The organism is Pseudomonas sp. EA_65y_Pfl2_P78 (assembly GCF_963970495.1).
In the GTDB taxonomy this organism is placed as follows: domain Bacteria; phylum Pseudomonadota; class Gammaproteobacteria; order Pseudomonadales; family Pseudomonadaceae; genus Aquipseudomonas; species Aquipseudomonas baetica_A.
In genome coordinates this window covers 87,630-99,820 of sequence record NZ_CAXAON010000005.1, presented here as the reverse complement: position 1 = coordinate 99,820, position 12,191 = coordinate 87,630, and the positions used below count along the sequence as shown (strand labels likewise).

The following is a 12,191-nucleotide window of genomic DNA, read 5'->3' as shown; positions in this document are numbered from 1 at the left end:
ACATCGCCTTGCCCAAAAGGCCCGCTCCGCCAACCAGCGAGCGGCCTGATCTGATGTCCACCGCCAAAAGACCTCGCCCACTCGACACACCCACATACATTGATCAAAGCCGATACTCGCCAACAGGACGCTCTCCGGATTCGCAGGGTTATTACGAACTAAGGCCCGTCTTCGGTTCGAAGGACTCCAACATGCTTTTTGCATTCAGGGATCAGTTCGCCAATTGGGTTCAGGTCGACCCGCCCGCCAACGGTTTCGGCTCACACCCCACGCACTTGAAGCAATGGACCGATCACCAGCTATGGGAGGTCTACGGGATTGAAGGTCAGGACATCGTGCGTTTCAGGGCTCAAGCCCAGTCCAGCGGAAGACCTGCGCAATGGGCCGAGCCTCGCCCTGCCAAAAACCCGGTGACAGACTTACTGCGCAACGGCCTGCGCTGGATGCTGCCGGACTCGAACCTCACGCAACGCGAGACGTTCCTGCAATCGTTCAACCTGCTGCCGAGCCAATTGATCCGTTTGCAGCGACACCTGCAGACCGAGCTGACAATGCCCCAATGGGCGCTGGCGCACAAACGCCTGACCGAAGACATCAACAATCCCCAACGACTCGATCAACTGAGCCGCGATGCCGTCGAGGAGTTGAATCTCAAACGCAACGCACGTCACGACTGGTACAACCCCGAGACCAGCATGACATTCGAACTGCGCGAAGCACTCTTGAGCAAAATGGGTTATCTGCGCAACAAGTACAACTGCCTGTACCGGACCGACATTCCAGCGCTCTTTCGGGGCGACGAGCGTACGCCGTTCGAACTGGCCAATGACGACACCATGCTGCCTCGTTACCACCACGAACCCGGCGCTACGACTCACAAGCCGATGAGCGCGACCTTCAGCCTGAAAGAAGGCCAGATGTACGCCAGCGCGCCCGATCCCGAGTACTTGCAGTTCAACAGCCAGACCAACAAGTACCCGGGACGGGACGCCGACGCCAGCGACTCGGACAGTCATGCCAGTGACGCCAGCGACATAGAAAACGCCGACTCGTCAGACTGGTCCGAGGCCGATAGCCCGATTGCCTGGGATTACGAGCGCGATTACGAGCCCATCCGAACGCGGCAAAAGGAAATGTTTCTGTATGCCCTGGACACCCGCAATCTGGAAGTTGTCCCGCATGAAGAAAATTACCTGTTCAACTCCGCGGCCCGCCTGACGCCTCCGACCTGGTTTCCTTCCGACGATTTCGAGGGTTTGATTTCGGTCACCAGAAGCGGGCTTGAGGCAGACCGTATCTGGCTGTTGAACTCGACACTGACCAAGGGCGCCAAGGTCGAGGACATCACGCTACAAGCAGGTACACATGCCGAGCGCATCGAAGCGGCCACCCATGCGGGTCACCGCAATTACCCGGAATATGACCAACTGATCGACAAGGTCGAGGCGGCTGGCCTGCCGATACTTAGACTGTCGGGCAACAAAAACGAGTTCGGTCATGACATCACCTGGCCCGGAGTCACGGGCACCTGACAAATCATCAGTCATGCAAGTTCAGCGGCACACCGGTACGGAAACCGGACGTCATCGCTTCATCATTAAAGGATTAATACGTGTCAAAAATCATCGCTCCACCCCTGCACATTTCAAACGTCCAGCCCATTGAGGTGACGCCCATCGATGCCTCGGCCAATCTCCATGCGCCACCGGCCGGCCGGGTGGACAGCGCAGCAACACTGGCAGGCACTGCACCGATATCCGACGCCGACGCCGACGCCGACGCACCCTATCGACGCACCCTCAAGTCCCTCGACAAACACTTCGGCCCACTGCGCATCGGTGAAGTGCTGACCAGTCGCGTCGAGCTCCAGGCCTTGGGGGCGACGGTCAATGGCCAGCCCATCAGTCCCGCGAACGCCGGTATGCCGATACCTGATCAAACCTTTCTGGACGGACTCAACTTCCACTCGGCGTCCGTCGAGAGCCGATTGAAGTCAGTCGATATTCCAGACAGCGGCGTGGTGGCGATGCTTTTCTATGAAATTGCCTGCAAGCGCTCGCCCGATGCCATGCCGTTGTTCGTCAGCGATACGCCGCTGGCCTCCGGCAGTGCAATGGAGCAACTCAATCGATTGGGTCAGGCCGCGCAGAAACTGGATATCCACCGGGCCGATTCGTTTGACAACGCTCCTGGCTGGGTCAACGGGAGGGCAAGCTACCTGATGAATGGATTCGGCGTCGGCCTGCAAGCATTCGGCGTCTACAGCGGATTCATGGGGGTACTGGACGGGATCAAGAAAGGTGACGCAGGGGAAACGATATTCCAGGGCGCGTCGATCGCCGCAGAGTTCGGCTCACTGATCATCGAACAGGGGTTTAACAAGGGTGGCGAAGCGATGCTCAGACACGGCTCGACCACCTTCAAGCTTTTTCCTGGCACCTCGGCAGGCAAATTCCTGAGTCGAGGTGCCGGACTGTTTGCCAGTGCGATCACCTTGCCCTTCGACATCATCGATGCCGTCAAATCCTTCAATGCGGCGGCACAAGCCGAAGGCAAGGAAGCGCAGGATCATTACGTCAACGCGAGTGTGAGTGTAGCGGGCGCAGGTATCAGCCTGGTGCTGGGCGTGGCGGCGATCGCGGGGTTCGGCAGTACCGCCGGGCCTGTCGGCCTCGTTGCCGCAGCGATGCTTATATTCGGCTCGATGATTTACTCGGCGGCCCGAGTCGTGGACGACATCGATGACTACATCGAGCTGAGCACCCTCGAACGCTTGCGCTCCGGCTGGTTCGCCTTTACCGGCAAGGATCTGGACAAGGAAGTCATGGATCGCTTCAAGCTCTCCAAAGGTTATCGTGACCACCAGGCACAACTGGAGATGTCAGCCAAAGAGCTGCTCGACGGCGCCTACAAAAACGCCATCGAACACATCGTCGACGGCGCTTTCAAAACTGAATTGAAGACAGTGGAACTCTGGCGCTATCAGTGGGACGAAAGCGCCGGCGAAAAACCGTTCAAACTCGACAGTCAGGCCGTCATCGTTGGCGCAGACGACGTGATTGATGCCAGCAACGGTCTGCCTGAGGATCTGAAAGGCAAAGTCAGCGGCACTGCTGGCGATGACAAAGGGGTTTTCTGGCGCCTGGGTGACGGCAATGACCGGGTCATCGGCGTCAAGGCCAAACCCAACCTGTTTGCCTATCGCGAGGGTCACAAGGCGCTGACCGGGGGCGACAAGAATGACGCGTTTTACCAGGCGGTCACCGAACAGGAACTTGATCGTCTGACCAAACCGCCTCATATCAGCGTGCTGGATGGCGGCGCAGGCTCTGACACCCTGGTCTTCGAGGGCAGCCGTCCGCTCAGTGATACCCGCCACGTCGGCCACGACATCGACCTGCAAAGCGGCCAGATGAAATTGCGCAGACTCGACGCGGCAGTCGATGCCGTCGAAGTCGCGCATCTCACCTCGATCGAGAACGTCTCGACCTTGCGCAAAGGCACAAGCCACGTCACCGGAAACGACGACGCCAATCGAGTGGCGGCCAACGGTTACGACCGCATCAGCACTGGCGGCGGAAACGACAGAATTGACATCTTTGGCCCCGATTGTCATGTCGATGGCGGCAGCGGCGCCGATCACTATTACATCGCCGACACCAACGCCCGAACGACAATTGTCGAGGACGGCGAACAATCGAGCGTCATCGAATTGGGCTGGCCAAGAGAAATCATTCAGCGCTGGGAGATCGTCGGAACCTCGCTGATCGTCAGTTCGTTGCGCGACAGGGATGGAAGAGATCCCCTGCACGTATTGACCATTAAAGACCTCTACGAATCGATCGACGGACAGCGCCAGTTGAAAAATGGACGGTGGCTGTTCAAAACCCAGGACGGGTATGAACTGTTGCCGCTCCTGCCCCAGCAATTAGGTGAATCGTTGAGCCAAGCGATTGAAGTCGCGCAGACCGTCAAGGGCCGACCGGCTCCCGATGCCGATATTGTCAATCACGGTACTGTCGTGATCACGGAGCAGGGTTCAAAGCGGCATTTTGTGTCACGCGCAGACGGCAGGGTCGAGTTTCTAGCCGCGCGTCACACACCGCACACCTCCCGAGAGGTTTATCTCGACTTCAAGGATTCGGAAATTGTCGAAGTGGTCGTCAGTTATGACGTCGAAACGCGTAAAGGCGTCTCGGGCAACACCCACTTGATCTACAAGGACATCAACCTCTCGATTTTGCTGCCATCAAAAGTGGTGGTGTTCAAAGGGATTATTCAGCCCATTACCGCCGCCACCGGCTACAGCGGCAGAAACAGTCTGAAAGTCACGACGCCGCGCCTGGTGCAAGACATTGCCGTGATCCTGCAAGACCAGGTGTCGTATCGACTTCAAGTTCCCTCACTGAACTACGAAGATGATTCCAGAAATCCCGGCAACAGGATTTACACCACCCGCAGTTGCCTGAAGCGCCGCAATGGCAACTATCTGTGTATCCAGCCACGACTCGCAAAGGCCATTGCGCTGCCCCCGGCCCCCAGAAAGATTGTCATCGAACCCCGGCCCCACACCGGCATCTATCTGCTGCAAGGCCAGAGCTCAAGTTACGATGTCTACCTGGCCAGCAACTCGATCATTCGCCTGTCCACCCCGCAAGCAGCGGCTGGAACGGCCGACGCCTCGACCTGGACCCTCTACAGCGAAACATTGACGGAAACGGTCACACGCGACGATATACGACTGGACTCCAATCGCTTGCGCGTCGGCAGTTGCGTCATCGAACTGCCAGGCATCGAAGGCGACATTGCGGTGGAGTCGATCAGCGTAGCGACTTCATCCGGCAATATTTATGAAGTGTCACTTCTGTTTGAAGTCATCCAGCTCTACGTCATCGACGCCCGACACTATTCCAGTATTGAAGCACTGCAAGCCGATATCCGTGCGCATCAACAGCGCAACGAACTGGCCGTAAAAGTTCATATAACCAACATCGGCTTCAAAACGGGAACCATCGGCACTGTGTACTACAGCTCGTTGAGGAACGGCTGGGGCGTCGATACTGATCCGCATCAGCCAATCAAACCCGAAGAGCTGACAATCGCGCCGATCGGCCAGGCCTGACCGCTCTCTTCTCACACTCAAGGACGCGCCGGTATGGATCTGATTGCCATGCCGGCCAACCCGATTCAGCCAACGGATGGCTGATTCACTGACATGGAGTCAAATCTTATGCGAAATAAACCCAAAGCCCCTCAACGCTCCCCAGTGGTCGATACGGCCCAACCGTCGCTCACCCGCCCGAACTCGCCCGAAGTCGCGGGGGACAATCTGGATTTCGGGCTACCTCCCCGCGTCAGGCCCCACGGATCGGTTGATTTGAACGTGTCGTCAGAGGTGAAAACCGGCAATCCCACGCCTGGAACCTCGCCCACACAGGTCCACCTGTCGGTAACGCAAAGGGATGACCTCGCCCCGACGCCACCCACTATCAGCCAATCTGCGCTGCATGACTATGTCCAGCACCCGCCGGCCAATCTCGCCGTCGATCACGATGCCGCTGGTTTGAGACTCTTCAAGGGCAAGCCGTTTGCCGACGTTGTCGGCGATAACGCGCAAAGCGACATCAAGACCGTGATGGTAGGGTTCGATGACAAAATGAAAGCCTACCGGGCCCAGTTGCCCAGTAAGCGAACCCCCTGCGGACCACCGCTTTATCGCATCGGCGAGAGCAACACCTGGACCTTGCAAAAACCGGTTGATTACTACAATACCGAACGGCTCGCGTTCTCCCATCTACCGGATGCCCAAGGCTACTACGCCGTTTCCTTTCGCGATTTTTTTGACCCGAACAAAATGCATAAGGGTTACGGCTTCGCCCTTCGCGATGAGCATGACAATTGGTTCAAGGTCGATCCGCTCGAAGCTCGGGGAGAGGCGTCCATACCCTTGAAATTTGAACACTTGACCGATGGCGACATCTGGAACATGTATCGCCTGCGAGGTACAGAAACACTGGTCTTTCGGGACGAAGCGCAAGCCATCGGCAGAGTGCCTGACTGGGTCCGACGCGTTCAGGAGCCAGACACTTTCAAATACGTGACAGGTTCATTGCGATTGCTCTATCCGCAAAAGTCCGCCGTAGAATGCGAGCGACTGCTCAGAAGCTACAACCTGAGCGTCACTCAACAGGCTCGTCTGAGGAAGGATCTGGACATCGGCCCTATTCCCGAATGGGCAGAACAGCACAAGCGACTGACCAACAGCGATGATGATCAGCGATTCGAGCAGATCGCGCAGGAACTTGACCCCTTCATTGTCAGATTGAGAACCGAAGGCGGACTTTCTTCCAGCGATTTACCCGACGTCGGGCAGCGCTATGAAGCCCAATTCCTGAACGGGTACTTAAAGCGTGCAGGCTATAAACAAAACCGGCACGGCTTCCTGTACCGAACCGACATCCCTGCCATGTTCCGGGCCGATCTGCGCACCCCTTTTGAACTGGCGCGGGACAAACGCCTGGTGAGATTGAAGGGCAACCCCTCCGACTCCACGACCCGATGGGCTTTTAGCGCGACATTCGGCCTGGCCAATGGGTTGACCTACATGGGCTTTGGTTACTACTCCAACCCCCGGAATTACAACAGCCAGGCCAACCGGTATCCAGGACATATCAGTTCTGACAGCGATTCACCGAGCGACTATCGATTTGAATCGGCGGGGGAATCCGACACGTCGTTTGAAATGGACTACTCGCGTGACTATCGATTGCTGCGGCGCAAACAGACACTTGGCTTCCTTTATGTCATCGACACCCGCGGCATCGAGGTGGTGCCCGGAGCGGAAAACGTTTACCTGAACAACAAGGATTTTGAAGCGGATAACATGGAAGGCCGGATATCAATGCCTACGAGGGGTATCAGCGCAGAGAGGATCTGGCTGGTGCACTCGAATCGGAACAAGGCCGCAAGGGTTGAAGATGTCTTGCGACAGGCCGGTGATGACGCCAAGGCTATCGAGAAAGCCACGTGGGACGGAACCGACGGCAACTCAGTGTGGTTTTCGGGCGAAACACCTTATGACCGCTTGATCAATCGAGTTGCCGATTCCGGCGGCGTGATCCTGCATTTGCCGAAAGGCGAAGTCACGCTCTCCGGCGACGTTGTCTGGCCCGTTCCCGAGCATTTCAGGCCTTGACCGTCTAGCGGCCCCAAACACCCAAGCGCCAGCGATCTCTGTTGTGACTGGCGCTGCTTTCACGCAAAAGAACGATACAAACCCGACAGCCTACGGACAGGCTGTTTTATCCAAAAAGGAGTTTTATTGCATGCGACCCAAACCGGGCTCACGACCAAATTCAAAGATGGATACACCCGGCCCCTCCGCCCCCCGCCCAATCACACCTGACAACAGACCAAACGATTCGGTTTTCCACCCGCCCGGTCGACTCAGCCCGGGCAGCTCGAACACGATTTCGGCTGGAGTGAGCGCCGACAGCCCGATCGCAGGAACAGCGCACCATGGGGCCACCGTCACCGTCACGCCGATGCCCGATCTCGTTGCGCCCCGGCCTGCTGTCACGACCTCTCCCCTGGAACCCTACGTACTGAACGTCGGGAACCATCTACCCGCGCCGGCTGCAGACGGACTGAGAGCCTACAATGGCAGACAATTTGCGGACGTCACCAGCGATGATCCAGACACGGCCATCCAGACGGTGATGGTGATGTACCACGCCCCCATGAAAGCCTATCGGGCAAAGTCGCTGAGCAAGCGTGATCTTTGGGGGCCACCGCTTTACCGAATAGCCGACAGCAATGCCTGGAGCCTGAAAAAACCGAGCGAGTACTTTGATATCCGTCAGCACACCATTTCCCAGCTTCCAGATCACGATGGCTACTATTCGGTTCGCCGGCACAGTGAGGCTGATCCCAATCTTTTTTATCCGGGAACCGGTTACGCCTTCAGGGATGAAAAACAAAGGTGGGTCAAGGTCGACCCGCGTGAAGCTCGGGGCGACCGTTCTGTAACCGTGAAACTTGAGCAATGGACCGACGGCGATATCTGGCGCATGTATCGCTTGCAGGGTGCAGAGGCGTGGGTGTTTCGTAATGAGGCGCAAGTCAGCGGCACGGCGCCTGATTGGGCCCGCCGCTTCAAGGGCGTGAAAGCGCACGACTATCTGATTGATTCACTGGGATGGCTTTATCCACAAATGTCTGCCAGTGAACGTGCGCAATGGCTGCGCAGCTACAACTTGACCGTGGCACAGCAGATCCGCTTGCGTCAGGAGCTGGAAAGCGGACCGTTTCCCGAATGGGCGGAACAACACAAACGATTGACTCAAAACAAGGATGACAACCAGCGGTTTAATCTGATCGCACAAGAATTGGAGCCTTACCTTCTCAAGTTGAGAAATCATGGCTTTGAGTATGTGAAGGAGCTACCTCCCGCACAGCAACGATATGAAGCCGAGTTTCTGAAAAACTACACGGACCATGCGGGGTATCAGCGCAATGTGCATCTCGCTTTGTATCGAACCGACATCCCTGCCATGTTCCGGGGCGACCACCGCACGCCTTTCGAGTTGGCACGGGATAAACGCATGGTCAGGCTCAAGGGCAATCCCTCTGGCATTACCACCAAGTGGGCCTTGAGTGCGACATTCAGTCTGGGCAAGGCCCTGTGGTACAAAAGCGAGTTGGGCGGATACTCCCACCCCCTGCATTACAACTCCCAGGCCAATCGGTATCCGGGCAAGATTTCCGATGGCGATATCTCACCCGGTAGTCGCGATGGTTCAGATGCAGAATCTGACACCTCGTTTGAACTGGATTACTCCAAAGACTACCCACTGGTTCGGCGCCAGCAGACCCAAGGCTTCCTTTATGTCATCGATACCCGCGGCATCGAAGTCGTACCCGGCGCGGAAAACCTCTACCTGAACGATCTGGATTTTGAAGCCGATCCGACAGAGGGGCGCCTGTCGATGCCGACACGGGGCATCAGTGCCCAGCGGCTCTGGCTGGTGAACTCGCAACTGACCCGTGCAGCGTGCGTCGAGGATGTATTCAAATGTGCCGGCGGCAGTGTCAGCGCTATCGAGAAAGCAACCTGGAACGGAACGCTCACTTACAGCGAGCAAGGCACCACGATTTATGACGCACTGATAGACCGAGTAGGCGCCGATGGCGCGAAGGTACTGTTCTTGCCGAAAGGACGCGACACATTTGCAGGTGACATCACCTGGCCGACACCCGAGCATGAAAGACCTTGAACTGAAGCCAGCGGTTTGACCGAATGAATCGCGCCATACTTCTAATCGAGGCATGGCGCTTTTTATCAGGTAACGGCTGAAAGCTTTTCAACAACTTTAATTACAAACACAGCAGAACTGTAATTAAAGGCATCGTGTTTCGACAGGTTGGGATTGACATTCAGGAACGTGCTCATGCCCTTGACCACATTGCAATACAAAGGCCTGTTATTCGACTCACTGACCAAACCAATATAGGCCGCCCCGAATTCGATATCGCTAAAAGTAGTGCTCGACACCCCAAGCTTATTGATCGAAAAATAATCCGTTTTATCAGCCGTGCTGGCCAATAGATTATGTGTTTTGTTTTCGAAGGCTAATCTGGCGTTATCAAACATGCCGCGCTGCACGACGTGGATCGCGTACCGGTCGCCCTGCGCAACGAACTTCAACAGTAAAGGTTCGTCGTGTTCGTGATCAGCAAGGGTGAGTAAACTGGCAACACGAGAATCTGCCAGATTAACTTCGGCATCCAGTTGCTCGCGTTTGGTAAGACGCGGACTGCGCAGACGCTGTTGGAGGCGCTGTTGATTGAGCACTACTGGCAGACCGTCAAGGTACAGGTTTGCAGTAAATGTGATGTCGGTGTTTATCGATACAGTCATAAAATTTCCATCCATGGAGGCCTGGCGCCGTAATCGTCAGGGTGCCAGGCCATCTGAAAAAACAGTCAGGCGGTCGCCGCTGCCACTATGGTTTTCGCGGTTGCAGACATACGCGGAACTTCGCTGACAGGAATTTTTTCAGATTTACGCTTACGCCGCGCAACCACCATCAAATCGGCATAGACGCAGGCCGCTTCAATCACATTGGCAACGTTATGATCAGCCCCGGCATGTTTCAAAATATACTTGCCAGCGATGTCATCCCAAAACGCCCACTCATCTTCATATACCGTCATGACGTCTTCCTTATTATTGTTCATATCACCCGCTTCCTGCGGGGAACTTGAACTTAAGATAAAGACAGAAGCAAAACAATACTGGCAGGCATTGTGAGTTGATTCAAAGTACAACTAGGTGAACAACTCTCCCTGTAATTCATCGAGCAACGCCTGGATGGCATCCAGTCGTTGTTGTGGATCATCAAGTTGCAGCAGATCGATCTTGTCTTCTTCGGCGAACGGCAGCAGATACGCCAACTGATTGGCGAGCGACTGCTGACCCGGCGCGTCAGTGCCCATGTTCAACGCCTCGACCATCGGGTGCTCGGCCAAAGCCTTGAGCAAGGCAACCAGGTCGGCGTCCTCGTCCTGCAACGGTTGCTCGGGATCGTCGTCCAGCCACTCAACGTCGGCGAGGATCAACTGATCGCGCTGCACGTCGGTGCGCAGCACATTGAAACGCCGTCCACCCTGTACACGAATGCCCAACAGCCCATTGTCCTGCTGCTGGAAATCGGTGATCCGCGCCTCGCACCCGACCAAGGCAAAACCTTGCGGCGCAACGCCGACTTCATGGCCGTCGAGGATGCACACCACACCAAAGCCACCGCCCTGTTTCATGCAGCGACCGATCATGTCCAGGTAGCGCGCCTCGAAGATCTGCAAGTCGAGGTTGCAGCCGGGAAACAGCACTGTGTTCAGCGGGAAAAGCGGCAGACTCATAGACATTTCCTTACACCACCATCGACACCGCCAACGGCAGGAACACCGCCGTGGCCACGCCCATCAGACTCATCGCCAGCGCCGCGAAGGCGCCGCACTCATCACTTTCCTGCAACGCCACCGAAGTGCCGACCGCATGCGCGGTCATGCCCAGCGCCATACCGCGCGCCTCGGGGCTATGCACGCCTAGCCGGGTCAACAACGCCGGGCCGAAGATCGCCCCGATCACGCCGGTGATCAACACAAACACCGCCGCCAATGCTGCGACACCGCCGATCTGCTCGGCCACCAGCATGGCGATCGGCGAAGTCACCGACTTGGGCGCCATGGTCATCAGAATCATGTGATCGGCGCCGAACCACCAGCCCAGCAAGACGCCCATCCCCGTGGCAACCACCCCGCCTATCACCAGCGTAGTAAAAATCGGCCAGAACAATTGGCGGATGCGTTTGAGGTTCAGATACAACGGCACCGCCAACGCCACCGTCGCCGGCCCCAGCAGAATGCTGAGGATCTCGGTGCTCTTGCGGTATTCGGCGTACGTCAGGCCACAGCCCACCAGCACACCGATCACCAACAGCATGGAGACCAGCACCGGTTGCAAAAAGATCCAGCGGGTTTTCTCGAACGCTGCCAGCACGAGTTGATAGGCACCCAGGGTGATGCCGATGCCGAACAGCGGATGGTGGATCACGGAGTCCCAGGCACCTTGCCAGTCGAAAAGCATCAGGACTCCTCCGAGCGGTGCGTGTGACGCCTGACCATGCGCTGCATCAGCATTCCGGCGAAGGCCATCGACAGAATCAACGACACCACCAGTGCGCCGACAATCGCCCAGAAGTCGGCGGCAATCGCCGCGGCGTAAACCATCACGCCCACTGCCGGTGGCACCAGCAGCAACGGCAAATAACGCAGCAGGCTCGCGGCCGCGAGATTCAGCGGTTCGTCGACCTCACCACGCATGATCAGGAACACCAGCAACAGCAGCAGGCCGATGATCGGCCCCGGCAGCACCGGCAACAGCAAGTGATTGAGCGCCGTGCCGAGCAATTGAAACAGCACCAGCAGGGTCAGGCCACGTAGCAACATCCGACATCTCCGTCTTACTTTCCGCCCAGCAGGGGCTCGGCATTATAAGCACGCCTGCGCTATGGATCGGCATTCGCCAAAAGCATGGTCAGTTGACCTGAGCAAATCGCCATGATGATCTACAGTGGTTCGCAGGGCGGTCAAATCCCCCACCTGAAAAACTATAAAACCGATGAACCCAA

General features: G+C 56.8%; 9 protein-coding genes. 4 read left to right on the top strand and 5 right to left on the bottom strand.

Annotation, left to right across the window (positions count from 1 at the left end; all coding sequences use genetic code 11):
* Nucleotides 1-191 precede the first annotated feature (191 nt).
* From AACY02_RS07140 to AACY02_RS07125, 4 genes are all read left to right on the top strand, one after another.
* Complete coding sequence (locus AACY02_RS07140) at nt 192-1,532, top strand: hypothetical protein (RefSeq protein WP_339431342.1); 1,341 nt, start codon at nt 192-194, stop codon at nt 1,530-1,532.
* An 80-nt stretch (nt 1,533-1,612) separates the two neighbouring features.
* Nucleotides 1,613-5,122 carry a calcium-binding protein gene (locus AACY02_RS07135; RefSeq protein ID WP_339431341.1) on the top strand — a complete coding sequence of 1,170 codons (3,510 nt, stop codon included), beginning with the start codon at nt 1,613-1,615 and terminating at the stop codon, nt 5,120-5,122.
* A 108-nt stretch (nt 5,123-5,230) separates the two neighbouring features.
* A complete protein-coding gene (locus AACY02_RS07130) occupies nt 5,231-7,195 on the top strand; it encodes a hypothetical protein (RefSeq protein ID WP_339431340.1) in 1,965 nt (654 codons plus the stop codon).
* A gap of 286 nt (nt 7,196-7,481) precedes the next feature.
* Nucleotides 7,482-9,275, top strand: coding sequence for a hypothetical protein (locus tag AACY02_RS07125; RefSeq protein ID WP_339431339.1), 1,794 nt, complete (start codon nt 7,482-7,484; stop codon nt 9,273-9,275).
* A gap of 65 nt (nt 9,276-9,340) precedes the next feature.
* Here AACY02_RS07125 and AACY02_RS07120 read toward each other — a convergent pair whose 3' ends face one another.
* The 5 genes from AACY02_RS07120 to AACY02_RS07100 all read right to left on the bottom strand — a co-directional run bounded on the left by AACY02_RS07120 (nt 9,341) and on the right by AACY02_RS07100 (nt 12,009).
* Nucleotides 9,341-9,919, bottom strand: a complete 579-nt coding sequence (locus AACY02_RS07120) for a hypothetical protein (protein ID WP_339431338.1) — start codon at nt 9,917-9,919, stop codon at nt 9,341-9,343.
* Between the two features lie 65 nt (nt 9,920-9,984).
* Complete coding sequence (locus tag AACY02_RS07115) at nt 9,985-10,239, bottom strand: hypothetical protein (RefSeq protein ID WP_339431337.1); 255 nt, start codon at nt 10,237-10,239, stop codon at nt 9,985-9,987.
* 90 nt (nt 10,240-10,329) lie between these two features.
* Nucleotides 10,330-10,920 (bottom strand): LON peptidase substrate-binding domain-containing protein, encoded by a 591-nt coding sequence (locus tag AACY02_RS07110; protein ID WP_339431336.1) that lies wholly within the window; start codon nt 10,918-10,920, stop codon nt 10,330-10,332.
* A 10-nt stretch (nt 10,921-10,930) separates the two neighbouring features.
* The gene (locus AACY02_RS07105) at nt 10,931-11,647 is read right to left on the bottom strand and encodes an LrgB family protein (RefSeq protein ID WP_221730200.1); all 717 of its coding nucleotides are present in this window, start codon (nt 11,645-11,647) and stop codon (nt 10,931-10,933) included.
* Nucleotides 11,647-12,009: a CidA/LrgA family protein gene (locus AACY02_RS07100; protein WP_339431335.1), complete on the bottom strand. Its 363-nt coding sequence runs from the start codon at nt 12,007-12,009 to the stop codon at nt 11,647-11,649. Before AACY02_RS07100 ends, AACY02_RS07105 begins: the two co-directional genes overlap by 1 nt.
* Nucleotides 12,010-12,191 lie beyond the last annotated feature (182 nt).

What these genes read in the sequence shown, in the direction of transcription:
- AACY02_RS07130 (WP_339431340.1), top strand. Translation starts at nt 5,231, where the DNA reads ATGCGAAATAAACCCAAAGCCCCTCAACGCTCCCCAGTGGTCGATACG.
- AACY02_RS07115 (WP_339431337.1), bottom strand. Translation starts at nt 10,239, where the DNA reads ATGAACAATAATAAGGAAGACGTCATGACGGTATATGAAGATGAGTGG.
- AACY02_RS07105 (WP_221730200.1), bottom strand. Translation starts at nt 11,647, where the DNA reads ATGCTTTTCGACTGGCAAGGTGCCTGGGACTCCGTGATCCACCATCCG.
- AACY02_RS07120 (WP_339431338.1), bottom strand. Translation starts at nt 9,919, where the DNA reads ATGACTGTATCGATAAACACCGACATCACATTTACTGCAAACCTGTAC.
- AACY02_RS07100 (WP_339431335.1), bottom strand. Translation starts at nt 12,009, where the DNA reads ATGTTGCTACGTGGCCTGACCCTGCTGGTGCTGTTTCAATTGCTCGGC.
- AACY02_RS07140 (WP_339431342.1), top strand. Translation starts at nt 192, where the DNA reads ATGCTTTTTGCATTCAGGGATCAGTTCGCCAATTGGGTTCAGGTCGAC.
- AACY02_RS07110 (WP_339431336.1), bottom strand. Translation starts at nt 10,920, where the DNA reads ATGAGTCTGCCGCTTTTCCCGCTGAACACAGTGCTGTTTCCCGGCTGC.